General features: G+C 71.5%; 21 protein-coding genes and 1 pseudogene. 13 read left to right on the forward strand and 9 right to left on the reverse strand.

The annotated features are described in order from the left end of the window. Positions 1–135: 135 nt before the first annotated feature. A complete protein-coding gene (locus ACIRJP_RS39015) occupies positions 136–603 on the reverse strand; it encodes an RDD family protein (protein ID WP_404185343.1) in 468 nt (155 codons plus the stop codon). A 254-nt stretch (positions 604–857) separates the two neighbouring features. Here ACIRJP_RS39015 and glnA point away from each other — a divergent pair, with 254 nt between their 5' ends. Together glnA and ACIRJP_RS39025 are read left to right on the forward strand one after the other, a co-directional pair. Then, positions 858–2,267, forward strand: coding sequence for a type I glutamate--ammonia ligase (glnA, locus tag ACIRJP_RS39020; protein ID WP_404185346.1), 1,410 nt, complete (start codon positions 858–860; stop codon positions 2,265–2,267). Between the two features lie 1,475 nt (positions 2,268–3,742). Further along, positions 3,743–4,078: a hypothetical protein gene (locus ACIRJP_RS39025; RefSeq protein ID WP_404185349.1), complete on the forward strand. Its 336-nt coding sequence runs from the start codon at positions 3,743–3,745 to the stop codon at positions 4,076–4,078. A gap of 24 nt (positions 4,079–4,102) precedes the next feature. Here ACIRJP_RS39025 and ACIRJP_RS39030 read toward each other — a convergent pair whose 3' ends face one another. Next, positions 4,103–4,588 carry a hypothetical protein gene (locus ACIRJP_RS39030; protein ID WP_404185352.1) on the reverse strand — a complete coding sequence of 162 codons (486 nt, stop codon included), beginning with the start codon at positions 4,586–4,588 and terminating at the stop codon, positions 4,103–4,105. Between the two features lie 363 nt (positions 4,589–4,951). Then, positions 4,952–5,221 carry a hypothetical protein gene (locus ACIRJP_RS39035; RefSeq protein WP_317868344.1) on the reverse strand — a complete coding sequence of 90 codons (270 nt, stop codon included), beginning with the start codon at positions 5,219–5,221 and terminating at the stop codon, positions 4,952–4,954. 120 nt (positions 5,222–5,341) lie between these two features. Between ACIRJP_RS39035 and ACIRJP_RS39040 the strand changes: the two genes are divergently transcribed. Beyond that, positions 5,342–5,701 carry an arsenate reductase family protein gene (locus ACIRJP_RS39040; protein WP_259933912.1) on the forward strand — a complete coding sequence of 120 codons (360 nt, stop codon included), beginning with the start codon at positions 5,342–5,344 and terminating at the stop codon, positions 5,699–5,701. A gap of 43 nt (positions 5,702–5,744) precedes the next feature. Here ACIRJP_RS39040 and ACIRJP_RS39045 read toward each other — a convergent pair whose 3' ends face one another. Beyond that, complete coding sequence (locus tag ACIRJP_RS39045) at positions 5,745–6,602, reverse strand: alpha/beta fold hydrolase (protein ID WP_404185355.1); 858 nt, start codon at positions 6,600–6,602, stop codon at positions 5,745–5,747. A 90-nt stretch (positions 6,603–6,692) separates the two neighbouring features. Here ACIRJP_RS39045 and ACIRJP_RS39050 point away from each other — a divergent pair, with 90 nt between their 5' ends. Then, positions 6,693–7,154, forward strand: coding sequence for a MarR family transcriptional regulator (locus ACIRJP_RS39050; RefSeq protein WP_404185358.1), 462 nt, complete (start codon positions 6,693–6,695; stop codon positions 7,152–7,154). A 94-nt stretch (positions 7,155–7,248) separates the two neighbouring features. Here ACIRJP_RS39050 and ACIRJP_RS39055 read toward each other — a convergent pair whose 3' ends face one another. Next, positions 7,249–8,157 (reverse strand): Gfo/Idh/MocA family protein, encoded by a 909-nt coding sequence (locus tag ACIRJP_RS39055; RefSeq protein ID WP_404185361.1) that lies wholly within the window; start codon positions 8,155–8,157, stop codon positions 7,249–7,251. Positions 8,158–8,366: 209 nt separating this feature from the next. Here ACIRJP_RS39055 and ACIRJP_RS39060 point away from each other — a divergent pair, with 209 nt between their 5' ends. The 5 genes from ACIRJP_RS39060 (at position 8,367) to ACIRJP_RS39080 (ending at position 14,136) form a co-directional block, all read left to right on the forward strand. Continuing rightward, positions 8,367–9,851, forward strand: a complete 1,485-nt coding sequence (locus ACIRJP_RS39060) for a hypothetical protein (protein ID WP_404185364.1) — start codon at positions 8,367–8,369, stop codon at positions 9,849–9,851. Next, complete coding sequence (locus ACIRJP_RS39065) at positions 9,848–10,999, forward strand: ARPP-2 domain-containing protein (RefSeq protein WP_404185367.1); 1,152 nt, start codon at positions 9,848–9,850, stop codon at positions 10,997–10,999. Before ACIRJP_RS39060 ends, ACIRJP_RS39065 begins: the two co-directional genes overlap by 4 nt. Before the next feature lie 131 nt (positions 11,000–11,130). After that, on the forward strand, positions 11,131–12,174 hold the full coding sequence (gene glnII, locus ACIRJP_RS39070; protein ID WP_404185370.1) for a glutamine synthetase: 1,044 nt from the start codon (positions 11,131–11,133) through the stop codon (positions 12,172–12,174). A gap of 89 nt (positions 12,175–12,263) precedes the next feature. Continuing rightward, positions 12,264–13,175: a DUF6891 domain-containing protein gene (locus ACIRJP_RS39075; RefSeq protein WP_404185373.1), complete on the forward strand. Its 912-nt coding sequence runs from the start codon at positions 12,264–12,266 to the stop codon at positions 13,173–13,175. Between the two features lie 340 nt (positions 13,176–13,515). Continuing rightward, positions 13,516–14,136, forward strand: coding sequence for a winged helix-turn-helix domain-containing protein (locus ACIRJP_RS39080; RefSeq protein ID WP_404185376.1), 621 nt, complete (start codon positions 13,516–13,518; stop codon positions 14,134–14,136). 89 nt (positions 14,137–14,225) lie between these two features. Here the strand turns inward: ACIRJP_RS39080 and ACIRJP_RS39085 are convergent, their stop codons facing one another. Continuing rightward, positions 14,226–16,343: an MMPL family transporter gene (locus ACIRJP_RS39085; protein WP_404185379.1), complete on the reverse strand. Its 2,118-nt coding sequence runs from the start codon at positions 16,341–16,343 to the stop codon at positions 14,226–14,228. Between the two features lie 271 nt (positions 16,344–16,614). On the opposite strand from ACIRJP_RS39085, the gene ACIRJP_RS39090 reads away from it, so the two are divergent. After that, a complete protein-coding gene (locus ACIRJP_RS39090) occupies positions 16,615–17,883 on the forward strand; it encodes a sensor histidine kinase (RefSeq protein WP_404185382.1) in 1,269 nt (422 codons plus the stop codon). Then, a complete protein-coding gene (locus ACIRJP_RS39095) occupies positions 17,868–18,515 on the forward strand; it encodes a LuxR C-terminal-related transcriptional regulator (protein ID WP_376320945.1) in 648 nt (215 codons plus the stop codon). The genes ACIRJP_RS39090 and ACIRJP_RS39095 overlap by 16 nt, the downstream gene beginning before the upstream one ends. Positions 18,516–18,564: 49 nt before the next feature. Here the strand turns inward: ACIRJP_RS39095 and ACIRJP_RS39100 are convergent. Together ACIRJP_RS39100 and ACIRJP_RS39105 are read right to left on the reverse strand one after the other, a co-directional pair. Beyond that, positions 18,565–18,930: pseudogene (locus ACIRJP_RS39100) on the reverse strand (alpha-L-fucosidase); the annotation flags it as partial. A 16-nt stretch (positions 18,931–18,946) separates the two neighbouring features. Then, positions 18,947–19,438 carry a MarR family winged helix-turn-helix transcriptional regulator gene (locus ACIRJP_RS39105; protein WP_404185385.1) on the reverse strand — a complete coding sequence of 164 codons (492 nt, stop codon included), beginning with the start codon at positions 19,436–19,438 and terminating at the stop codon, positions 18,947–18,949. 82 nt (positions 19,439–19,520) lie between these two features. Between ACIRJP_RS39105 and ACIRJP_RS39110 the strand changes: the two genes are divergently transcribed. Together ACIRJP_RS39110 and ACIRJP_RS39115 are read left to right on the forward strand one after the other, a co-directional pair. Next, positions 19,521–20,066 (forward strand): carboxymuconolactone decarboxylase family protein, encoded by a 546-nt coding sequence (locus tag ACIRJP_RS39110; protein WP_404185388.1) that lies wholly within the window; start codon positions 19,521–19,523, stop codon positions 20,064–20,066. A 160-nt stretch (positions 20,067–20,226) separates the two neighbouring features. Next, positions 20,227–23,361 (forward strand): alpha-N-acetylglucosaminidase TIM-barrel domain-containing protein, encoded by a 3,135-nt coding sequence (locus ACIRJP_RS39115; RefSeq protein ID WP_404185391.1) that lies wholly within the window; start codon positions 20,227–20,229, stop codon positions 23,359–23,361. Between the two features lie 294 nt (positions 23,362–23,655). On the opposite strand, the gene ACIRJP_RS39120 is transcribed toward ACIRJP_RS39115, so the two are convergent. Then, positions 23,656–24,152 (reverse strand): hypothetical protein (locus ACIRJP_RS39120; protein ID WP_404185394.1); only part of this gene is annotated, 497 nt, incomplete at its 5' end.

Raw genomic sequence — 24,152 nt, forward strand, 5'->3', positions numbered from 1 at the left:
TGGGGGGGGCCGGGGGGGCTTACGGCGGGCGCCCCCCCCCCCCGGGGGGGGGGGCCCCCCCCCCCCCGGGCGGGGGGGGGCCCCCCGGCCCCCCCCCCCCCCCCCGCCTCTTGTCTGCCTGTCTGTCGAGAGGCCCTAGATACGGACCTGGACGGCGCGGGCCAGCCGGTCGTGCAGGCCACGGCCGTCGCGGTCCCAGACCAGGGCCGGGATCGCCAGGCACAGCAGCACGCTGCGGACGACGACCCGCCCGAAGGTCAGCCGGCCACCGTTCTCGGAGACGACCCTGAGACCCAGGAGGCGCTTGCCCGGCGTACAGCCGATGGTCCCGACGGTGAGCACGCTCAGCACCAGGAAGATGCCCAGTGCCCAGTTTCCGGCCGCCTGCTGGTCACCGCGGGCGAACAGCCCGTATGCGATCAGGAGGCACAGGGCCCAGTCGATGAAGACCGCGCCGAACCGCCGGCCGAGCGGCGCGACGGAACCCGGCCCGTGTTCGGGCAGGCCGAGTCGCTTGCCCCGGTGGCCGAAGTCGGCCCCCATCTCCTCGGCGGCCGCGCGCGGCCCGGAGAGCCACGATCCGATTGCTTGCCTGTTGTCCACCCGAACACGGTACTGCGCCGTCCCCGGCGGGACGCCGGGCGGGGCCCGGTACAGCACCCCGAAGCGGCCGGACCACAGGTCCGTAACCGGTCACGAGGTGCCGGTCACACTCGGCTCGGTTAACTTCAGCGAAACAAATGGGTCATGCTTGAGAAATCCGGTCTGCCTATGGTCGGGTCCAGCGTGTGCCACCGCACTGGCCGCACCACGAGCTACAACCCCGTCCCTCCCGGGCCGGGAGTAGGAGGAGTTGGATGTTCCAGAACGCCGACGACGCGAAGAAGTACATCGCCGACAATGACGTCAAGTTCATCGATGTCCGGTTCTGTGACCTGCCCGGTGTGATGCAGCACGTCACCGTCCCGGCGGCGACCTTCGACCCGGCCGACGAGCTTGCCTTCGACGGCTCGTCGATCCGCGGCTTCCAGGCCATCCACGAGTCCGACATGGCGCTGCGCGCGGACCTGTCGACCGCCCGTCTCGACCCCTTCCGTCGTGACAAGACCATCAACATCAACTTCTTCATCCATGACCCGATCACCGGCGAGCAGTACAGCCGTGACCCGCGGAACGTGGCCAAGAAGGCCGAGGCGTACCTCGCCTCCACGGGTATCGCCGACACCGCGTACTTCGGCCCCGAGGCCGAGTTCTACGTCTTCGACAACGTCCGTTTCCAGACGTCGGCGAACGAGAGCTTCTACCACATCGACTCCGAGGCCGGCGCCTGGAACACCGGTGCGATCGAGAACAACCGCGGCTACAAGGTCCGCTACAAGGGCGGCTACTTCCCGGTCCCGCCGGTCGACCACTTCGCCGACCTGCGTGCCGAGATGTCCCTGGAGCTGGAGAACAGCGGCCTCCAGATCGAGCGCCAGCACCACGAGGTCGGCACCGCCGGCCAGGCCGAGATCAACTACAAGTTCAACACGCTGCTCGCCGCGGCCGACGACCTGATGCTCTTCAAGTACATCGTGAAGAACGTCGCCTGGCGCAACGGCAAGACCGCGACGTTCATGCCGAAGCCGATCTTCGGCGACAACGGCTCGGGCATGCACGTCCACCAGTCCCTGTGGGCCGGCGGCGACCCGCTGTTCTACGACGAGCAGGGTTACGCGGGCCTCTCGGACATGGCCCGGTACTACATCGGCGGCATCCTCAAGCACGCCCCGTCGCTGCTGGCGTTCACCAACCCGACGGTGAACTCCTACCACCGCCTGGTCCCCGGCTTCGAGGCCCCGGTCAACATGGTGTACTCGCAGCGCAACCGCTCGGCCGCGATGCGCATCCCGATCACGGGCTCCAACCCGAAGGCCAAGCGCGTCGAGTTCCGCGCCCCGGACCCGTCGTCCAACCCGTACCTGGCCTTCTCCGCGCTGCTGATGGCGGGCCTCGACGGCATCAAGAACAAGATCGAGCCCGCCGAGCCGATCGACAAGGACCTCTACGAGCTGGCTCCCGAGGAGCACGCCAACGTCCAGCAGGTCCCGACCTCCCTCCCGGCCGTCCTGGACGCGCTGGAGGCGGACAACGAGTACCTCCAGGCCGGCGGTGTCTTCACGTCCGACCTGATCGAGACCTGGGTCGACTACAAGCGCACCAACGAGATCGCCCCGATCCAGCTGCGCCCGCACCCGCACGAGTTCGAGCTCTACTTCGACCTCTAGGAGGCGGGGTCGGCCGAGCCGGCCCCAGGGCTCCGAACGGGATCAACTTGATCTCACAAACAGCAGCGAGGGCCGCAGCCCCATACCTCGGGGCAGCGGCCCTCGCCATGTCACTGGCTGTTCGCCGGGCTACAGGTTCGTCGGCGGCTGGGCCGGCGGCTGACCCGCAGGCGGCTGACCGGCCGGCGGCTGACCGGCCGGCGGCTGACCCGCAGGCGGCTGACCGGCCGGCGGCTGACCCGCAGGCGGCTGGCCCGCAGGCGGCTGACCGGCCGGCGGCTGACCCGCAGGCGGCTGGCCCGCAGGCGGCTGACCGGCCGGCGGCTGACCCGCAGGCGGCTGACCCGCAGGCGGCTGACCCGCAGGCGGCTGACCCGCAGGCGGCTGACCCGCAGGCGGCTGACCCGCAGGCGGCTGGCCCGCAGGCGGCTGACCGGCCGGCGGCTGGCCCGCAGGCGGCTGACCGGCAGGCGGCTGACCGGCAGGCGGCTGGCCCGCAGGCGGCTGACCGGCCGGGACCGTGTTGCCGGTCCCCGCGACGACGGAGCCACCGATGGTGGAACCAATGATTTGGTTCAGGTTGTTGTTGTTGATTGTCTGAATTTGGTTTATCACCGTCTGCGACAGACCGAGGCTTCTCCCGGTGGCTTGCACCGCCGCCGCGCCTTGTGCCGCCGCCTCTTGCGGGGAGGCGCCCCTGCTTCTCGCCGCTTGTGCCGCGTTCGCTCCGGCAGCCGCAGCAGCGGCTGCGCCTCCGGCCGATGTCGCTGATCCCCCTCCGGCGCAGGCCACAGAGCCTACGGCGAAGTTGCCTGTGCCCGATACAGTGAACGGTCCTATACGACCGTCAGCACCAGGGCGCAGCGTCATCCCCCCGGGGGAGACGGTGAAGGTCGCGTTGGGGTCGAAGTTCTCCCCCGTCAAGGTGTTTGCCACTACCCGACATGCCTGCGCCGGCGCAGCGGAAGCAGGCGCGACAGCGGTCGCAGCCAGACCCCCGACAAGCGCCACTGTCGCGGCAGAACTCAGGAAGGCTTTTCCTCTCACGGCTTTCCCCTTTCGGCACTGTGCTTTCTCGCTGTCCAGCTCACGTGCCATCGTGAGCAGCAGGCCATAGCCACGGCGTGACGCTGACGTGACGCCGGCGCAATGACGGGACCGACAGCAGAAGCTCCAGGCGGAATCCTGGAATGCCTCCTCTCCAAGCTTGCGCGCTCTCCTTGAGGATGTCGCACCGAAAGATTTCCCGGATTCAACCAGTCCCTGGCTGGGCAGTTGAGGCCGGTGTCGTACGAAATGGACCGGCAGGAGATCGGGCCGAACGATACGATGGTTGGCAACGCCCAGTTCTGGTTGCAGTTCCACGAGCAGTTCTGGTCGTACGAGAATCCGTCCCCGTCGAGCCATGATGCCGAGGCCGCTGAAGCCCCAGCACGCCGATGGGGAACTCCAGTTCACCCCAAGCCTTTGAGCTGATGGACATGAAGAAGAGAACTTTGCGAAACATCAGCGTCGCAGCGGCGGCTTCCTTCCTGACGGCCGGGATCTTGGCCACATCAGCGAGCAACTCCGTCGCCTCGCAGCAGAATTCCCAGGCCGCACCTTCGGTGCTCAAGTGCTACACGCTCATCGACAATCCGGACGAGGTCGTCTGCTACCGGATTTCGCAGCGGGCTCTGAATACGGGAAGCGACATCGTGTTCTTCCCGTTCCTAATCCAGGTGCCCACGCCTTCGAATGCCCCGGCCCCGCTCGTCGTGAGTGTTCTGCCGCCGGATCTGACTCCAGGGGATTCCTTCAACGGCTCGTGACAGTAGCGCGCTGTCGCGGTGCGGTCAGTGCCGCAGAGCCTGCCCCACCTCGGCCTTGACCTCTCCTGACAGTTTGCGGTTGCTGCGGGCCGTGGCGGCCTTGGACGCCTTGGCGCCGACGTCGTCGACCGTCACCACGACCGTGTCGAGCAGATTGCCGCTCCCGTCACGGAAGTTGACCTGAATCGCGTACGACTTCTTGGAGTCGGCGCTGTTCTTCACGGTGACCTTCACGGTGGCGCGGCCGTCGCCGTCGGTGCTCGGCTTGCCCAGTTCGACGTCGCTCTTGGCGGTCACGCCGTTCTTGAACTTGCTCAGCTTCTCGCCGGCGGCTGCCGTCGCCGAGGCCACCACGTCGGCGCCCCGGGATGCCGCCGACGCCGCGGCGGACGCGGCCTTGGACGCCGTGCTGGACGCGCTGCCGCCGTCGTGGGAGCAGGCTGCGGCGGTCGACATCACGGCCGTCGTCAGCAGTACGGCCCACAGACCTCGCGCGGCTTTCCTCGTCATCGTGCCTCCCAGCACTCGCCACTCCCCCTTCGCCCATCGCCTCAGTCAAAGGGGCGGCGGCGCGGGCCGCATGCGGTGTACGCCGGACGGGTGAGGCGAGGGGCGGTGTCGATTCGCGGTGCGGTACGGGGCGGACGACGCTTGGGTCATGAGCGGTCACCGGAGACCGGGCAGCGTCCCTGGGGGGGGATGCGGCGTCGGCGGCGGTGGCCCTGAGTGCTGCTCGTGAGCGTGCTCGTGCCGGCCGGAGCCGGCGTCGTGGCCGTCGAGGCCGTCTGAGCCCCGCCCGTTGCTGCCGCTGTACGTGGCCGTGTCCCCGGGCCGCGGAGGGCTCGGGGACACGGCCATCGGGTGCGCCGGACGTCAGCGGCCGTAGCGGATCAGGGCGCGGACCATGCGGCAGGTGGTGTCGGACGGCGGGTGGATGCCGATGCGCTCGGCAGTCGTACGTATCTTGGCGTTGGTCGCGGTCGACGGGTAGTAGACGCCCGTGTCGAGCAGGGCGATCGCCAGGCGCATGGCCTTCAGGCGGCGGTTGTGGGTGACGTACCACTCGCGGGGCCGGCCCGCGGGGAGCGGCTTCTTCATCAGGGGCTTGTCGAGCGGCTTGGTCGTGACTGCGGCAACGGCCATGGGCAACCTCCTGGCACGGTCGTGGAACCCTCACCAACTGCCTTTATTTTACTGCCCGGCACTGACAATCGGCGCTGGCCAGAAGGGCTTTCGGGCCGCCCCTCGCGTACCTTTGACCCCATGGAGATCTGGATCAATCCCGCCTGTTCGAAATGCCGCAGCGCGGTACAGCTGCTCGACGCGGAGGGTGCCGAGTACACCGTCCGCCGCTACCTGGAGGATGTGCCCTCGCCGGACGAGATCCGGGCCGTGCTCGACCGGCTCGGGCTGGAGCCGTGGGACATCACACGGACGCAGGAGGCCGACGCGAAGGAGCTGGGGCTCAAGGAGTGGCCGCGCGAGGCCGGTTCGCGTGAGCGGTGGATCTCGGCCCTCGCCGAGCACCCCAAGCTCATCCAGCGGCCGATCATCACCGCGGACGACGGGACCGCCGTCGTGGGGCGCACGGACGAGGCGGTACGCGACGCGCTCGGACGCTGAGCGTCCGTCGCGAGGTCCGCACGACGGCCCGTCACGACGCCCGTCATCCGATGAAGTCCGCGATCCTTCGGTTCAGTTCGGCGGCCGTCGGCCCGTGCAGCGGCAGCGTGTGGTGCGTCGCTCCGGGGATCGTCGCCGCCGTCACCCTCGGGAGCAACCGGGCCGCCTCGGCGGCGACGCGGTCCGGGTCATGGACCCGGCCGCGCCCGGCGAGCAGGACCAGGGTCGGTACGTCCAGCCCGCGCAGCGCCCCGGGCGCGGGGCGGGGACCGGTGACCGGGCGGGCGGACGGGAAACCGGCCGCCGCGTCGCGCAGCCGCAGCCAGGTCGGGTCGAGCTCGGCGCCGCCCGTCTCCCACTCCAGGAAGGCCCTCGTCCGCTTCGCGCTCGGCCGGATCAGCATCGGCAGGGCGCGCAGGAGGTAGCCGGGCCGGAAACCGGCGAAGCACTGTGTCGGGTCCACCAGGACCAGCTTCCGGACGCGGTGGGGTGCGTGCAGGGCGTGGTGGAGAGCGATCCAGGCCCCGTAGGAATGCCCGCCCAGCGCGGTCCGGTCGGCGCCCAGCCCGTCCAGTACGCCGTCCAGCCATGCCGTCAGATCCGCCACCGTACGGATCGGGCGCTCCCCCGCGACGCTGCGGCCCGGCTCACCGATCAGGTCGACGGCGTGGACCCGGTGTGCCCGGCCGATGTGGGCCGCCTGGGCGTACCAGACGGTGGAGGTGGAGCCGCCGCCGGCCAGCAGCACGAGGGGCGGGGCGTCCCCGGGGCCGCAGCTGTTGACGTGGGTGGTGCCGTACGGGGTGGTGACCTGGGAGTACGTCGTCCCGGCGGGCCAGTTGGCCGCCAGGACCTCGTCGTACGCCTCGTGGAACGACGTGGGTGCCGACGTGGATGTCATGGGTGCCTCCCCGGGCGTGACTGTTCCTGCCGGCTCCCGATATTATCTCGCTCGGCGAGATAATGGCTCGATGGGACGGAAGGAGCTTCGATGAGCGAGCGGGGTCCGGAACCTGGACCGGAGCTGGAGATCGTGCACCTGCTGCGCAAGGTGACCGTCGAATTCGGGCTGCGCCAGGCCGAGTTCGCGGCTCTTCACCACATGCACAGCACCGATGTCCGCGCCCTGATCTGTCTGCTGGACGCGGAGCGGGCTGGTACGGATGCCACCGCCGGGTGGCTCGGCACGCAGCTCGGGCTCAACTCCGCGGGCACCACCGCCGTCATCGACCGGCTGGAACGGCTCGGCCACCTCACCCGCACCCGTGACCCGCGCGACCGGCGCCGGGTGCTGCTGGCGGTCGACCCGCGGGCGGTGGAGCTGGGGTGGGCGTTCTTCGGGCCCCTGATCGAGACCACGGTGACGGTGCTGCGCGACTTCGACGAGACGGAGACGGCCGCCGTCCGGCGATTCCTGTACGCCGCGCACGAGGCCGTCACTTCCGTACCTTGACCAATCGGACCAATCGGATCGCCTCGCGCACCGGTCCGGCCGGAGCTCCGCCGGACGCCGGGGTGACCGGCGCGGCGGCGGCGCCGTCGCCGTACTACGCCAGCTGCTTCTCCGCCTCCGCCAGCAGCTCCGTCAGGCGCAGCCCGAACCGTACGTCGCACGGGTGCGGGTCCCCCGTACGCACCGACTGGATCAGCGCGTCGACCGCCGACCGGAACGAGCTGACCGCGTCGCCCCCGCGCGGCAGGGCGGCCGTCCCCTGTTCGCCCCTGAGCTCGATCTCCGCGGCGACCGCGGCCGGGGGTGCCCCCAGTGCGAGCGTCACCGTGCTGGACGCGCCGGAGGTGTGGCGGAGGACGAGATGGGTGGTGTCGGCCGGGCCGCGGGCCGCCGTCAGCCCGGTCACATCGCCCAGCACCGGAATCAGGACCGACAGGGCGTGCGGGCCGACGTCCCACAGGCCGCCCTTGTCTCGGCGCCACGGCGAGGCGGCGTACTCGCTGGTCGCGCCGGGGGCGAACAGCGCGCCGATCCACTCGGCACGAGCGGTGAACCAGCCGTCCAGGGCGGCCTGCTCGGCGATCCAGGCGGAGGTGACGGCCGCGAACCTCAGGGTGCAGAAGACGACGGAGGCGACCCCGCTCTGCTCGGCCGCCCGGACGACCTCGCGGGCTCCTGCGACGGTGGTCGCGACCGGTTTGTCCAGCAGCAGATGACGGCCGGTGGCCGCGGCACGGGCGGCGAGCGGGGCCTGGACGTCCGGCGGCAGGGCGAACGCGACGGCGTCGCTGGCGGCGAAGAGCTCGTCGATGCCCGTCTCGCCGGTGTACGCCTCGGTGCCGTGCGCGGCGGCCAGCTCCTGCGCGGCCTCGGGGCGGCGTCCCCACACACCGCTCAGTACGACGCCGGGGTGGGCGGCGAGTGCGGGGGCCTGGGTGTTCCGGGCCCATGGGCCGGTTCCGACGAGGCCGATGCGCAGAGGGGTCGTGGGAAGTGTCGTCATGGGGCCAGTCTGCCGGTTTCGCCGGAGCGATCCGGTATTGAGTTGGCGGAGGGTGAGCTTCATGGATACGTTTGCGGCGCCGGCCGCGGGACTCCGGCTGCGACTTCCGGGACTTGCCTATGAAGCAATAATTTCGCTGTTCGCGCCCTCATTCCCCGGCCGGCGCTCCGCCCCCGCGTGCGGCGGAGCGTGACACCACGGGGGAAACCATGACCACCAGCACCGGGACCGACGCCGGCCTCGTCGCGGCCGAGGACGTACTCCTCTTCGTCAACGCGGCGATCACCGCGACCGGGCAGCGCGAGTTCCGCTCGACCGCGTACCAGCAGCAGCTCTCGCTGGACTTCCTCCATGAGTACGTACGGGTCAACTACCGCCGGGTGTACGCCGCCTCGCTCGCCCTCGACATCAACGACCACAACGCCGCGCGCATCGTCCGCGGCCTCCTGGAGAACGCGGCCGACGCGAGCGCCGAGGAGAAGCGCACCGAGGGCCGGCTGATCGCCGCCCGGCTGGCCAAGCTGCCGCCGCAGCGGGTGTACCGGCTGTTCCGGGAGCTGCGCACGGCCAAGGTGAACAACCGGCGCACCCGCGCGATCATGCGGGACTGGCTGGCCGCCCGGCCCGACCCGGCGCACGACGCGGTGAAGTACCGCTCAGGGCTGAAGACCGCCGCCCGCCACGCCCACCTCGGCTTCGAGGGATCCGCCGATCCGGACGGGTCCGGCGAGATCGGGGACTTCCTGTTCCGGCCCCGGCACCGGGCGGGCTACCGGCACCGGTTGCTCGACGCCTGGCGGCGCGCCCACTACGCGCAGGGGGCCGTCGAGGAGCTGCCGTTCACCGTCGCCGAGGGCCTCGCCGCGCGGCGCGGGGTGAAGCGCGAGGTGTTCCTGGAGCGGATGGCGCCGCGGATGACCCGGCTGGAGCGGCTGCGGACCCTGGACCGGCGCACAGGCGGCGGCGACGCGCCGCTGCCCGCGGACGTGGACCTGACCGTCATGCCGCTGACCCGGCTCGCCCTGTACGTCCTGTCGCTCGGCTTCGAGGCGCGCAGTGCGCACCGCGCGGAGCTGACCCGTGCGCTGCGCACGGCGGCCCGTCGTGCGGCGGGCCCGCACGCCGGGAGCTGGGGCCGCGTCGCCGCCGTGCTGGACGACAGTTACTCGTCGTCCGGGTCGGGCGAGAAGCGGCGTCGCCCGCTCGCCGTGGCGCTGGCGTGCCACTTCCTGCTGGAGGCGCTGGCCGGGCCGGGCGCGTACACCCCGCTGTGGACCTCGGGCCGTACCGATCCGCTGCTGGTCAGGCCCTGGGGGCCGACCCCGCTCGGCTTCCGCGTGCTGGACGCGCTGGAGCTCGGCCCGGACCGGCTGGTCATCGTCTCGGACGGCTGGGACAACGCACCGCCCGGACTCGCGGGCGAGGTGCTCCGGGTCTGGCGGACCGGGCTCGATCCGGACCGGCGTACCGCGGTGGTCCATGTGAACCCCGTATACGACGCTGACGCCTTCGACGTGCGGCGCCTGTCGCCGAGCGTGCCCACCGCAGGTGTCCGGGACGCGGAGGACCTGCCGGCGCTGGTGGAGCTCGCGGGGTTCGCCGAGGGGCGTACGGGAGCGGCGGCGCTGTACGCCTATCTGGACCGGCGGGTGGCACGGTTCGTGGGTGACGAGGGGGCGGGAGCGACATCGTGAACAGGCTGGAACTGACCGGGCTCACCACCCGCCCCGCCCAGGTGTGGGGCGGCATCCGGCTGGTGCCGCTGGTGCGCGAGCGGCCCGTCGAGGGGCTCCGGCTGCACGAGGAACTCTACGTGGACTACGGGAACGGCACCGTGGACATCGCTCCGCGCACGCACTACGCCTCGGTCATCCCGCACGGCTTCGTCGCCGACTGGTCCGGCGAGGGCGAGCAGTTGGCCGCCTACGGTACGCAGCTCGGCGCCGCACCGGGCGCCGCGGGTTCTGAGGCCGGGGGCCGTCAGGCGCCCCGGACCGCGCGGCTGCAGCGCCACCGCCACCACCGGATGGCGAAGCGCCGGCCGGGCGACCGGCTGCGCTTCCTGCCGCTGCACCTCGCGCTGGAGGGCTATCTCTCGCTGCACTTCGGCGGCCCGGCCATCGCCTGGGAGGAGTGGTCGCGGCAGGCGCTGCGCGACGGGCTCTCACCGCGCGCCGAGGACGCGTACATGGGGTGGTCGGTGCGCGGGCTCGGCGCGGCGCTGCGGGTCTTCGAGATCCATCCCGGCCAGTGCGGAGTGATGGTGTACGCGGCCGACGCGCTCGCTGCCGCGTTCGTCGTGCCGCACCCGGACGACTACCGGCTGCTGCACCCGTCGCTGGTCGAGGACCTGTACGGCGAGCTGGTCCACCAGTACGCGCTGTACGGCGCCCCCGTGCCGGAGTTCACGGCGCGGATACCCGACGGTCCGCAGCTGCGTACGCTCGCCGGTCTGCGGGCGGCGGCGCGGGCCCAGGAGCGCGAGTGGGCCGAGGCGCACGACACCCTGTTCGCGGGTGAGCTGCTGGACAGTTCGTACGCCTTCGACCGGGTGTACCGGATGGGTTCGTTCACGCTGTGGCGGTTCCTGCCGCCGTTCCGGCCCGGCGGGGCCGGGCAGCACATCGGTGAGACGATCACCGATCACAAGGGGCAGGTCGCGTACCTGAAGACGTTCCGGCTGTCCGAGGCTCAGATCAGGCGCGGTCATCTGCTGCACCGGCTCGCCGACGCGGACTGGCGGCTCGCGGGGGCGGCGCGGGCGCTGGGGACCACCGAGGAGGAAGTGGTGCGGCGGATCCGCGCGGCCGGCTTCGAGTCGCTGCTCAGGGCCCGCGCCTGAGACCGGCCACGTGCGCGAAACCTCGGTAACACGGGGTTCACATCCGGGCAACGGACGGGAAATCGCGTCTTGCGAGGCTGCGCTGCACAGACCGGACCGCAGCACCGCAGGACCCGCAAAGGATGGCTTCCGTGACGTTCAAGGCTGAGTACATCTGGATCGACGGCACCGAGCCGACCGCCAAGCTCCGCTCCAAGACGAAGATCATGGCCGGGGCCCCCGCGCAGGACGTGGCGGAGCTGCCGATCTGGGGCTTCGACGGTTCGAGCACCAGCCAGGCCGAGGGCCACGCCTCCGACCGGGTGCTGAAGCCGGTCTTCTCCTGCCCGGACCCGATCCGTGGCGGCGACGACATCCTGGTGCTGTGCGAGGTCTTCGACATAGACATGACGCCGCACGCGTCCAACACCCGTGCCGCGCTGCGCCCGGTGGCCGAGCGGTTCGAGGGCCAGCAGCCGGTCTTCGGCATCGAGCAGGAGTACACCTTCTTCGACGGCCACCGGCCGCTCGGCTTCCCCGAGGGCGGCTTCCCGGCCGCGCAGGGCGGCTACTACTGCGGCGTCGGTGCCGACGAGATCTTCGGCCGCGAGATCGTCGAGAAGCACCTCGACAACTGCCTGAAGGCGGGGCTCGGCATCTGCGGCATCAACGCCGAGGTCATGCCCGGCCAGTGGGAGTTCCAGGTCGGCCCGCTGTCCCCGCTGGAGGTCTCCGACCAGCTGTGGGTCGCCCGCTGGCTGCTGTACCGCACCGCCGAGGACTTCAACGTCTCCGCGACTCTCGACCCGAAGCCGGTCAAGGGGGACTGGAACGGCGCGGGCGCGCACACCAACTTCTCCACCAAGGCGATGCGCGAGGGATCTGAGGGCTATGCCGCGATCATCACCGCGTGCGAGTCGCTGGGCGAGGGCTCCAAGCCGATGGACCACGTCAAGAACTACGGCGCGGGCATCGACGACCGGCTGACCGGTCTGCACGAGACCGCCCCGTGGAACGAGTACAGCTACGGCGTCTCCGACCGCGGTGCCTCGGTCCGCATCCCGTGGCAGGTCGAGCGGGACCGCAAGGGCTACATCGAGGACCGCCGCCCGAACGCCAACGTCGACCCGTACGTCGTCACCCGCCTGATCGTCGACACCTGCTGCACCGCACTGGAGAAGGCCGACCAGGTCTGATCCACGGCCCCAGGGGCGCCCATCCGGCCGGGTGGGCGCCCCCTTCGCTGCCCCGGTCCGTTGTCAGTGGCCCGTGTCAGGGTCGGCTCATGCTCGACATCAAGGTGGAGACCGAGAACTTTGAGACGCACACCCAAATTTCGGACCGGGCGCTGAGCGATCTGGTGCACCGGATCGGCATGAAGGGTGACCGTTTCCTGGTCGTGCAGCGCGTGCCCGACCTCCCCGGGACCTTCGTGCAGGTCTGGTTCGACCACGGTGACGGGTACCAGCTGGAGCGCCGCTCCGGTGGTGCCGCCACGCATTTGCGGACGATGGTCGACGCGCCGGAGCGGGTCGCCGAGCTGATGACCCGCTGGGCGCGCCAGGAGCCGGAGTGGGACGCGGGTGTGGAGTGGGAGCGCGCCGACGTGCCGGAGGAGGAGCCGGTGCCGGAGCTTCCGGCGGAGATCCAGCAGACGCTGGAGGAACGAATACGGGTACTGCTCCGCTGCGGATACGGGACGGTCCAGGAACTCTCCCGAACGGCCGAGGACCACCTGGTGAAGGACGGCGTGCGTCCGGTGACCCGTGCGCAGGCGCGGCAGCTGGTGGAGCGGCTGTGGCTGGAGCGGGTTGAGGAGCAGCGGCAGTGGTCGGACGTGACCGACGCGGACCGGCTGACGCGGGCGTTCGCCCGGCTGGACGGGGACGGAATCACGGCGAGGGAGCATTTCACCTGCTGCCGGTCGTGCGGTATGTCCGAGATCTGGGGCTCCGGGCGGGAGGATGCGCGCGGCTTCGTCTTCTTCCACATGCAGTGCACCGAGAGCGCCGTGTCGGGGCACGGCCTCTCGCTGTACTACGGCGGGTTCGACGAGGAGTCGGACACCACCGCCGCCGTGGGCCGGGAGGTCGTGGAGGCGCTCGGCGACGCGGGGCTGGCGGTGGAGTGGAGCGGTTCGCCGGACAAGGCGATCGAGCTGACCGGCCTGGACTGGCGCAAGCGGCTGGTGGGTTGAGAGGGGTGCGGGGGCAGGGCCGGTGCGGGTGGGGCCCGGTCCGTAGCGGCGGTTCGAGGTGAGGAACGTAACGCAAAGGGTCCGGATCGACGGGTGGGAGAGGTCTGCTGCGGCGTCCGGTTCTCTGGTTCAATGGGTGCATGGTCGGCTTCCAGCACACCTCGACAGGTCGCAGCGACCTCGAACCGTTCTGGCCTTCCCGTCAGCACCATGACTTCGACCGGGTGTGTTGTCGCGCGTTGAACGCGCAGGCCCTCTAAAGCCGCTCACCCCGGCCTTCGGCCCGCGCGCAAGCAAGTCCGTCCACCGACGACTCCTTCGCGCGAAAGAGCTGACCCTCATGGCGAACACCCGTACCTTCTCCGCCTCGGCCGGTGCCACCTCAGCGCCCTCGGCGACCGCTGCGGCCACCACCTCCGCCCGCCCCCTCTCCCCCAACCGGCACCGGCTGCGTGCCGTCGACCCCGACGAGGCCGTCCGGCTGGCCGATGTGGCCGAGTTCCTGCCGCCGGGTGCCACCTGGCTGCCCGCACCCCAGCACACCGTTCCGGCGCTGCCGGGCCGGCCGCCGATGGTCGGCTACCTGGTGCTCGTACCGGCCGACCAGCAGCCCGCCGTCGCCGCGGCCACCGCCGCGGCCGCCCAGTTGGTGGTGCCGTCGCCGGTGCCGGACGCGGCCGCGGGGCCGGTGCTCATCGACCCCGTACAGCGCACCGCCGCGGTGGACGGGACCACGCTCGACCTCACCTACCTGGAGTTCGAGCTGCTCGCCCACCTGGTCGCGCATCCGCACCGGGTGCACACCCGCGACCAGTTGGTGACCACGGTCTGGGGCTACGGGCACGTGGGCGACGGGCGCACCGTCGATGTCCACATCGCCCGGCTGCGCCGCAAGCTGGGCGCCGAGCACCGCCGTTCGATCCAGACGGTGCGACGCGTCGGGTACAAGTACACGCCCTGACATGTCGAAGGCATGAGGAACGGCCCTGATCCGGTGTACGTACCGGACCAGGGCCGTTCCATGCACCGGGCCGCCCGTGCCCCGCCGGGTCAGCCGCGCCGCCCGTTCACCGCCGGCTCCCGCTCCGGCTCCTCGTGTTCCAGGCTCGGCAGGCGGGACAGGGCGTGCGGGGTGCGCCAGTTCCGCTCGCCCAGCAGCGCCATCACGGAGGGCAGCAGGACCATCCGTACGACCGTGGCGTCCAGCAGCACCGCGACGGCGAGGCCGACGCCCATCTGCTGCATGTCCTGCATGGACAGCGTCCCGAAGACCGCGAAGACCGCGACCATGATCGCGGCGGCACCGGTCACCGCGCCGGCCGTGCGTCGGACGCCCTCGTCGATCGCGGCCCGGGTGGTCAGCCCCCGGTCGCGGGCCTCGCGGATCCGGGAGACCACGAACACGTGGTAGTCCATGGAGAGCCCGAACAGGACGACCAGGACGAAGAGCGGCATCCAGGCCTCGATCGCGCCGACCCCCTCCGAGCCGATCAGCGAAGCCCCCCAGCCGTGCTGGAAGACGGCGACCATCACCCCGTAGGCCGCGGCCACGGAGAGCAGGTTGAGCACGATCGACGTCACGGCGATGACGTACGAGCGGAAGCAGAACAGCATCAGCAGGAAGGTCACCGCCGTGATGAAGGCGAAGACGGGCACGATGCCGCGCTTGAGCTGTTCGTTGAAGTCGACGGAGCCGGCCGTCTCCCCGGTCACGTACACCTGGGCGCCGGTGGCGTCGAACGCGGCGGGCAGCCGCTCCTCGCGGAGTTCGCGGAGCGAGGCCCGGCCGTGCGGGAGCGGTACCTCGATCTCCGCGACGTTCTGCGCCTCGTGGACGGTCACCTCCTCGAAGCCGTCGAACGCCTTGCGCAGCGCGGGGGCCCAGATGTCGTCGGCCTTGACCACCACGCGGGCCGGATCGGGGCCGCCCGGGAAGGTCTCGCTGATCTGCCGGTAGGCGACCGAGAGCTGTGATTGCGAGCCGAACTGCTTCTCCAGGCCGAGCTGTTCGGTCTTCATGCCGATGGCGGGCGCGGCCAGCGCGAGCAGCACGACGACCGCGGCGATCGCGAAGGTCCTCGGCCTGGACAGCACCGGCCTCAGCACCGTGCCGGCGATCCCGCCGGTGCGTGCGCGCCGGCCCCCTCTCCGTCCCAGGAAGGGCACCCGTCCCGCTTCGACGCGGTCGCCCAGCCAGGACAGCAGCGCGGGCAGCACGGTCACCGAGCCCAGCATGGCGACGAGGACCACGATGATGGTGGCGAGCGCGAAGCCCTTGAACAGCATCAGCCCGGACAGGAACATGCCGGCCATCGCGACCATCACGGTGAGCCCGGAGACCAGCACCGCCCGGCCGCTGGTCGCCGCCGCGATCCGCAGCGCCGTCTCCGCGTCGCGTCCCGCCGCCCGCTCGTCGCGCTCGCGCCGCAGATAGAACAGGCAGTAGTCGACGCCGACGGCGAAGCCCATCAGGAACATCACCGAGTACGTGGTCTGGAACAGGTGGAGCTGGTGGCTGGCGAGCGACAGCAGACCGAAGGCGGCCAGGCACGCGGTGAGCGCCAGGCCGACCGGGAGGAGCGCCGCGACGACGGCGCCGAAGGCGACCAGCAGAATGCCCAGGGCCAGGGGTACGGCGGTGAATTCGGCCTTCTTGAAGTCCTCGGAGAGCAGGTCGCCGAGCCATTTCCCGGCGCTGGCCTCGCCGAACTGGTGGATGGTGACGTCGGGGTGGCTGTCCCGGACTCCGTCCACCGCGTCGAGCACGGGCTGCACCCGGTCCGGCGCCGTCGCCGCGTCCCCCTTCAGGTCGAAGGTGATCAGCGCGTCCTTGCCGTCCTCGGAGGGGACCGGCGCCGCCAGGTCCGCCACCTCGCCGGTCCTGCCGAGGGCCGCGGAGAGCTCGCGGGCGGCGCCCTTCCAGTCACCGGCCTTCGCGGCGGACACCATGACCAGCTCGCCCGCGGGCTGTCCGAGACCGGCGTCGTCGAGGATCTGCTCGGCGCGTGCCGAATCACCCGCACCGTTCTCCGAGTCGGACATCTCCACCATCCCGGACGCTCCGCCGATGCCCGTGGCGAGCACGACGAAGAGCAGCCAGCCGAGAATGGCGGTCTTGCGGTGGTGCGCGCTCCACACACCGATGCGTGCCGCGAGGTTGCGCCTCATGGCGTGTTCGCCCCCAGAAGTCAGTTGTAGCCGCAGTGCGGCGGCGCCGGATGCGGCGCCGCCGTCGGATGCCGATGAATCTAGGAACGCGGGGCTGCCCGCCCCAGCCGCCGAAGCCCCCTCCCCGGGAGCCGTAGGGCGAGGTCGGCGGGGTGGTGCTGGGTACACCCCGCCCGGGTGGCGAAACGGCTGACGCCCGGCGGCGCCCCCGGGTGAGACTGTCTGCGGAGCGGGTCCGGCAGGAGGGCCCGACGAGGGGGGACGGATCGGGATGAACATGATGCGGAGACGGATAAGGGCCGCGATGCTGGCCGCGGGGCGCGGACTCGTGCTGTCGGTCGCGAGCCTGGCCACTTCGATCACGCTCTTCGTCCTGGCCGTGGTCTCGATCGTCTTCATCGTGCTGGGCGTCGGCCTGTTCACCACCCCCTACGTGCTGGAGCTGGTCCGCGAGCACGCCAACCGGCGCCGGCTGCTCGCGGCCACCTGGTACGACATCCGCATACCGGTCCCGTACCGCCCCTTCCCGAAGGAACTGCGTACCGGGTTCACCGGTCGGGTGGAGCGGACCACGCTGATGCTGAAGGACCCGGCGACCTGGCGCGACATCCGGTGGCTGCTGGTCGACATGACGGCCGGCTATGTCGTGGCGACGCTGGCCGCCGGGCTGCTCATCTACCCGGTGGAGGGTGTCGTGCTGGCGGCCGGGCTGTGGCGGGTCTTCACCGACGACCGCTACTGGTACGGCTTCGTCCCGGTCAGCAGTCAGGCGACGGGGCTGGCCGCCGCGGCGCTCGGTGCGGCGCTGTTCGCGACCGGGGTGCTGGTCAGCGAGCGGCTGCTGCGGCTGCACTTCGTGATCGCCCGCGCGATGCTGGCCCCCACCCCGGAGGAGGACCTGGCCCGGCGCATCGACCGGCTGACCGAGACCCGGCACGAGGCGGTGGACACTGCGGCCTCGGAACTGCGGCGTATCGAGCGCGATCTGCACGACGGCGCGCAGGCCCGGCTGGTCGCGATGGGCATGAGTCTGGGCGCCGTGGAGGCGCTGATCGAGAAGGACCCGGCGCAGGCGAAGAAGCTCCTGGCCATGGCCCGGGAGTCGTCGGCCGAGGCGCTCACCGAGCTGCGAGACCTGGTCCGGGGTATTCACCCGCCGGTCCTGGCCGAGCGCGGACTCGGGGACGCGGTCCGGGCGTTGGCGCTGCGGATGCCCTTCGCGTCGGAGGTCGACGTGGCGCTGGGCGGCCGGATGGACGCCGCGGTCGAGTCGGCGGCGTACTTCGCGGTGAGCGAGACGCTGACGAATGCCGCCAAGCATGCGGGGGCGGACCGCGTCTGGGTGGACATCCACCACGAGAACGCCACGCTGCGGGTCTCCGTCACCGACAACGGCCGGGGCGGTGCGACGGTCGGCGGCGGCTCCGGGCTGAGCGGGATCGAACGCCGGCTCGGTACATTCGACGGCATCATGGCCGTCAGCAGCCCTGCGGGCGGTCCCACCATGGTGACCATGGAGATCCCTTGCGAGTTGTCCTAGCCGAAGATCTCTTCCTGCTGCGCGACGGTCTGGTCCGCCTGTTGGAGGCGTACGACTTCGAGATCGCCGCAGCCGTCGAGAGCGGGCCCGAACTGACCCGCGCCTTCGCCGAGTCGGAGCCGGACGTCGCGGTCGTCGATGTCCGGCTGCCGCCGTCGCACACGGACGAGGGCCTGCAGTGCGCGCTGGCGGCCCGGCGGGCCAAGCCCGGGCTGCCGGTGCTCGTGCTCTCCCAGCACGTGGAACAGCTGTACGCGCGCGAGCTGCTGGCGGACGGCAACGGCGGCATCGGCTATCTGCTCAAGGACCGGGTCTTCGACGCCGAGCAGTTCGTCGACGCGGTGCGCAGGGTCGCGGCGGGCGGCACCGCGATGGATCCGCAGGTGATCTCGCAGTTGCTGTCGCGGCGCTCGCAGGACAAGCCGATGGGCATGCTCACCCCGCGCGAGCTGGAGGTCATGGAGCTGATGGCGCAGGGCCGTTCGAACGCGGCGATCGCCTCGCAGATGGTGATCACGGAGCGGGCGGTGGCCAAGCACACCTCGAACATCTTCGGGAAGCTCTCCCTGCCGCCGTCCGACGACGACAACCGCCGCGTCCTCGCGGTGCTCGCCTATCTCGACCGGGGCTGAACGGCGGACGGCCGTGCGACCCCGGCCGCGGGGTCGCACGGCCACCGGGTCACGGCGTGGTGCTCAGGTGCAGCGTCGTCGCCCCGAGGTGCGGTGTCGCCCGGGATTCCAGCACCTTCACCCGTACCGAAATGGCGGTGACGGGCGTGGCCAGGGACAGGATGCGCTGGTGGCCGATGGTCGTGCCCTCGGCGATCCGCTGCCAGCTCCCGCCGACGCGGGCCTCGACGGCGAACTTCTCCACCCGCTGCCCGTGCCGGATGTCCTCGCGCACGGCGATCCGGTCGAAGGTGTACGGGGCGGGGCCCTGCCTGCGTACGTCGGTGCCGTAGACCCGGCGTACGTCGGAGCCGAGGGCGGTCAGTGCGGCAACGTCGGTGTCGTCGATCCGGCCGTCCTTGTTCGGCGGGACGTGACCCGCCCCAGTCGCCTCAGTCGTTGAACCAGCCCGGCACATCGAGCCGGAACGCACCCTCGGGCACCATCGCGCGCAGATCCGCCTCCATCGCGCGCACCCGGTCCGCGCCGAGAGCCTCGACCCAGCGGGCGCGCAGCCGGTCGAACCCCTCGGCGGACCTGACCAAGACATCCACGCCCCGTGCCGTCAGCCGGACCAGCTTGCGGCGGCCGTCGCGGGGGTCGTCGACGCGCTCCACGTATCCGAGCCCTTCGAGCTTCTCCACGGTCTTGCCGGCGGCCTGCTTGGAGACCCCGAGCCGGCGGCCCATCTCGCTGGCGGTCGCCCCGTCGCGGCCGACGGCCTGGAGCGCGTAGCCGTACGCGGGGCGGACGTCGGGGTACCCCTGTTCGGCCAGCTCACGATGCAACTCGTCGATGATCGAACGGAATCCGGCGAACAGCAGCAGGGGCAGCTCGAAGCCCGCCGCGCCCCGCCCGGACGCCTCCGCCCGGCGCTCAGCCATTGTGAAACTCGACAACCCGGTTTACCTTTTCGTCAATCACGTTGTCGATTTTAGCCCGAGCGGCCACCAGGAGAGATCAGCCATGCCCATATCCGCGTTCCCCGACCACACCCTCGAATCCGCCCCGGCCGCCGCCCGCCGCACCATGGCGGCGGTGACGGCGAAGCAGGGCTATCTACCCTCCGCTGTCGCCCGGCTCGCCACCTCGCCGGAGCTGCTCGACAGCTTCCTGAAGGCGAGTGCCGCCTTCGAGTCCACCACCCTCGACCCGCTCTCCCGCGAGGTCCTGATCATGACGATGGCGACCGGCAACGACTGCCACGTCTGCGTGGCGATGCACACCGCGAAGCTCACCGCACTCGGCGCGGGCCCCGAGGTGGTCGCGGCCCTGCGCGAGCGGCGGGCCCTGCCGGACGAACGGCTGCAGGCGGTACGGGTGTTCACCCTCGCCGTGATCGCGACGGCCGGCGCCGTGGACGACGCGACGCTCCAGGCGTTCCAGGCGCACGGATACACCGCCCGCAACGCGCTGGAGGTCGTCCTCGGCATCGGTACCTACACGATGTCGACGCTGGCCAACCGGATGACCGGGGCACCGGTCGACCCCCAGCTCGCCGCCTTCGCCTGACGGTGGGGCGACCGGCCGCCCCACCGCCAGCGCCGAACGGCTGGATCGGCACAAACCGCCGTACGCCCCGTTGCCCGCCCCCTCACCCGTCATTAACGTGCGCACCGCACACACCTGTTGTCGCATGCACCACCATGAACAACACCGAGGAGTGCGGATCATGACGGAGACCTCCCTGCCCTTCAGCTCCTCCCGGCCGACCAGACGCACGCTGCTGGGCACCGCCGGAGCCATCGGCGCCGCCGCCGCGTTCGGGGCCGCCGCCCCCGCGCACGCCACCGCTTCCCCGGCCGCTCCGGCCGCTCCGGCCGCTCCGGCCGCTCCGGCCCGGGATCTCGCGCCCGCGTACGAAGCGCTCGGCCGTCTGCTGCCGGACCACGCCGGGCAGTTCCGGCTCGGCGCCCTTCCCAGGAGCGAAGGCGCCCCCGACCGCTTCCGGGTCACCGGCACCACCGGGCGGATCGAGATCGCCGCCACCACCGCGGCCGCCGCGCTGACGGGGGCGCACTGGTACCTCAAGTACACCTGCGACGCCGTGATCTCGTGGTCCGGCAGCCGTACCGCACTGCCTCGCCGACTGCCCGCTCCCCGTACCCCCGTCGAGCGCTCCGCGACCGTCCCCCACCGGTTCGCCCTCAACGACACCCACGACGGCTACACCGCCCCGTACGCCGACTGGCCGCGCTGGGAGCGGATGCTCGATGTCCTGGCCCTGCACGGCTGCAACGAGGTCCTGGTCACCGCCGGCCAGGAGGCCGTCTACCACCGGCTGCTCCAGGACTTCGGCTACAGCGACACCGAGGCCCGCACCTGGCTGCCCGCACCGTCCCACCAGCCGTGGTGGCTGCTCCAGAACATGAGCGGATACGGCGGCCCGCTCGGCCCCGAACTGATCGCCCGCCGCGCCGAGCTGGGCCGGCGCATCGCCGACCGGCTGCGGGAACTGGGCATGGCGCCGGTGTTCCCCGGCTACTTCGGTACCGTCCCGGACGGCTTCGCGAACCGCAATCCGGGGACCCGCACCGTCCCTCAGGGCACCTGGAACGGGCTGCGCCGGCCCGACTGGCTCGATCCCCGCACCCCCGTCTTCGCCGAGGCGGCCGCCGCCTTCTACCGGCACCAGGAGCAACTGTTCGGCCCGGCCGACCACTTCAAGATGGATCTGCTGCACGAGGGCGGCAGCGCCGGTGACGTGCCGGTGCCGGACGCCGCCCGCGCCGTCGAGTCGGCCCTGCGGACCGCGCACCCCGGCGCGACCTGGGTGATCCTCGGCTGGCAGGCCAATCCCCGGCCCGCGATGCTGGAGGCGATCGACACCGGCCGGCTGCTGATCGTCGACGGCCTCTCCGATCTCGACACCGTCACCGACCGGGAGAAGGACTGGGGCGGAGCCCCGTACGCTTTCGGCACCATCCCGAACTTCGGCGGCCGTACGACGATCGGCGCCAACACCGACCGCTGGACGGAGAAGTTCACGGCCTGGCGCGACAAGCCGGGCAGCGCCCTGACCGGCACGGCCTACATGCCGGAGGCGACCGAGCGCGATCCGGCGGCGTTCGAGCTGTTCAGCGAGCTGGCCTGGCGCAGCGAGAAGGTGGACCGGGAGGCGTGGTTCCGGGCGTACCCGAGGTTCCGCTACGGCGGCCGCGACCGTTCGGCGGAGGCGGCGTTCGCCGCGCTGGCCGCCACGGCGTACCGGCTGACCAGCACCGACGGCCGCCCCGTCGACTCGCTCTTCTCCCGCAGGCCGAGCATCACCGCCTCCGTCAACACCTCCTTCGACCCGGCCGGTCTCGACCGGGCGTTCGCGGCGCTCCTCGGCGTACGCCCGTCGCTGCGCGACTCGGACACCTACCGCTACGACCTCACCGATCTGGCCCGGCAGGCGCTCGCCGACCGCTCCCGGACCCTGCTGCCGCAGCTGCGGGCCGCCCAGGCCGACAAGGACGTGGCCCGGTTCCGGGTGCTCGCCGCGCTCTGGCTGAAGCTGATGCGGCTGACGGACACGGTGTCGGGCTGCCACCGGGCCTTCCTGCTGGGGCCGTGGCTGGAGGACGCCAAACGGCTGGCGACGAGCCCGGCAGAGGCAGCGCGGCTGGAGTGGACGGCCCGCACGCTGATCACCACCTGGGCGGACCGGACGGCCGCCGACAACCTCAGCAACTACGCCAACCGCGACTGGCACGGGCTGATGGGCGAGGTCCATCTCCCGCAGTGGCAGGCGTACTTGGACGAGCTGACCGACGCGCTCACGGAGGGCCGGGCGGCGAAGGCGTTCGACTGGTACCCGGGCGAGGAGGAGTGGACCCGGCGGACCGACGTCCATCCGGTACGGGCGACGGGCGATGCCCACCGCACGGCGCGGCGGGTCTTCGAGACCCTGTCCACTGCCCCGTACCAGGGCACCGTCACGGTCTCGGCCGATCCGGTGACGTTCGCCCCGGGCAGCACCGGCACGGTGACGGCCGCCTTCCGCAACCTGAACGGCCTGCGGTCCACCGGCCGGGTCGACTTCGCGCTCACCGGCCTGGACTCCACCGCGACGGACGGCACCTCCCTCGACGAGGTCGCGGCGGGCGGCTCCGGTTCGGTGGACTGGCGGGTCACCGCCCCGTCCGAGCCGCTGACCGCGCCACTGGTGCCGATGCCGTACGAGCTGGGCACCGCGTACGGGCCGAGCGGCGAGGACCGGGTGACCGATCTGCGGCGCGGCGCGGTGTACCTGGCGGCGCCGCTGGGGCCGGGCTGGCGCACGTACACGTCGAACGCGGCGGTCTTCGGGGAGCTGGACGGGCGGTTCGCGATCAACGGGGCGGGCCAGGACCTGTGGAAGGGCACCAGCCAGTTCGGCACCGCGTACCGGGAGGGGGCGTGGACCGACGGCGCGGAGGTGATCGTCAGGGTCGGCGCGCAGGAGAACACCGGGGGCTGGGCGCGTTCGGGGCTCGTGGTACGCAACGGCCTCGCGGCGCCGGGTTCTGCGGGTTTCCTGAATCTGGCGGTGACGCCGTCCAACGGTGTGGTCCTCTCGTACGACACGAACGGCGACGGCACCCTGGACACCTACCGGCGGATCACCGGGATCAAGGCCCCGGTACTGCTCCGGCTGACCCGGGCCGGGCACGGATGCACGGGCTCCTGTTCCGCCGACGGCGGGGCGAGCTGGCGGACGGTGGGCACGGTCGCCGTGCCGGGGACGGCGCCGGTCCAGGACGTGGGGATCTTCATGACCGCGACGAACGGCGGGAGCGGGCTGCGCGGCACCGTCGGGTTCAGCGGGTGGCAACTGCGGTGAGGCGGCAGCCCGTTGAGCGGGAACGGACGGGCCGGCGTGACCGTCGCACGTTTCGCCCGGCAACGCGCCGAGGACAACCGACCGCCGCGCCGCACCGCGTCGTCCGGACGCACCTGAGCGGCGCGGCGCGGCGGCTACGAGTACACCCTGTGCGGCTTGTCACCGTACGCAGCCGGCCAGGCACCCGGGAGACACGGCCGTCCACGGGCAAGTCCTGACCATGGCCGGGGCGCAGGCAGGCGCCTTCGGAGAGCATCCGCCGACTGCCGTCAGCTGAGCCCGGTCACGCCGACGTCACGCCGCGGTGATGCCCAGCACATGACGATGGCTGATGCAGGCAAGCTCAAACCCGCTTCCACACGCAAGGAATCCACCATGATGAGAAGCATTCGCCAAGGAATTCCCCGCCTGATCGGCGTGTCGAGCTTGGTCGCGGCGATGGCCGGCGGAGTCGGCGCGGTCGGCGCGACAAGTGCTACAGCGGCGCCCCAGGCCGTCCCGTCCGTAATCGTCTGCACTCAGTCCCAACCCCCAACCTGCTTCGACACCGGCACTGGAAACGTGCTCCAGCAGGGCGCACAGACCGGTGGCACTGGAAACGTCCTCCAGCAGGGCGCACAGACCGGACGAGGCACCGGCAACGTCCTCCAGCAGGGCGCACAGACCGGACGAGGCACCGGCAACGTCCTCCAGCAAGGCGCACAGACCGGACGAGGCACCGGCAACGTCCTCCAGCAAGGCGCACAGACCGGACGAGGCACCGGCAACGTCCTCCAGCAAGGCGCACAGAC

Origin of the sequence: Streptomyces sp. NPDC102437, from assembly GCF_044765565.1 — a bacterium.
Taxonomy (GTDB): Bacteria; Actinomycetota; Actinomycetes; order Streptomycetales; family Streptomycetaceae; genus Streptomyces.

Bases quoted from the DNA above. Each gene is read 5' to 3' on its own strand.
- ACIRJP_RS39085 (WP_404185379.1), bottom strand. From the start codon at position 16,343: ATGAGGCGCAACCTCGCGGCACGCATCGGTGTGTGGAGCGCGCACCAC.
- ACIRJP_RS39040 (WP_259933912.1), top strand. From the start codon at position 5,342: ATGGAGATCTGGATCAATCCCGCCTGTTCGAAATGCCGCAGCGCGGTA.
- ACIRJP_RS39110 (WP_404185388.1), top strand. From the start codon at position 19,521: ATGCCCATATCCGCGTTCCCCGACCACACCCTCGAATCCGCCCCGGCC.
- ACIRJP_RS39035 (WP_317868344.1), bottom strand. From the start codon at position 5,221: ATGGCCGTTGCCGCAGTCACGACCAAGCCGCTCGACAAGCCCCTGATG.
- ACIRJP_RS39105 (WP_404185385.1), bottom strand. From the start codon at position 19,438: ATGGCTGAGCGCCGGGCGGAGGCGTCCGGGCGGGGCGCGGCGGGCTTC.
- glnA (WP_404185346.1), top strand. From the start codon at position 858: ATGTTCCAGAACGCCGACGACGCGAAGAAGTACATCGCCGACAATGAC.
- ACIRJP_RS39055 (WP_404185361.1), bottom strand. From the start codon at position 8,157: ATGACGACACTTCCCACGACCCCTCTGCGCATCGGCCTCGTCGGAACC.
- ACIRJP_RS39050 (WP_404185358.1), top strand. From the start codon at position 6,693: ATGAGCGAGCGGGGTCCGGAACCTGGACCGGAGCTGGAGATCGTGCAC.
- ACIRJP_RS39025 (WP_404185349.1), top strand. From the start codon at position 3,743: ATGGACATGAAGAAGAGAACTTTGCGAAACATCAGCGTCGCAGCGGCG.
- ACIRJP_RS39075 (WP_404185373.1), top strand. From the start codon at position 12,264: ATGCTCGACATCAAGGTGGAGACCGAGAACTTTGAGACGCACACCCAA.
- ACIRJP_RS39030 (WP_404185352.1), bottom strand. From the start codon at position 4,588: ATGACGAGGAAAGCCGCGCGAGGTCTGTGGGCCGTACTGCTGACGACG.
- ACIRJP_RS39045 (WP_404185355.1), bottom strand. From the start codon at position 6,602: ATGACATCCACGTCGGCACCCACGTCGTTCCACGAGGCGTACGACGAG.
- ACIRJP_RS39060 (WP_404185364.1), top strand. From the start codon at position 8,367: ATGACCACCAGCACCGGGACCGACGCCGGCCTCGTCGCGGCCGAGGAC.
- ACIRJP_RS39080 (WP_404185376.1), top strand. From the start codon at position 13,516: ATGGCGAACACCCGTACCTTCTCCGCCTCGGCCGGTGCCACCTCAGCG.
- ACIRJP_RS39115 (WP_404185391.1), top strand. From the start codon at position 20,227: ATGACGGAGACCTCCCTGCCCTTCAGCTCCTCCCGGCCGACCAGACGC.
- ACIRJP_RS39090 (WP_404185382.1), top strand. From the start codon at position 16,615: ATGAACATGATGCGGAGACGGATAAGGGCCGCGATGCTGGCCGCGGGG.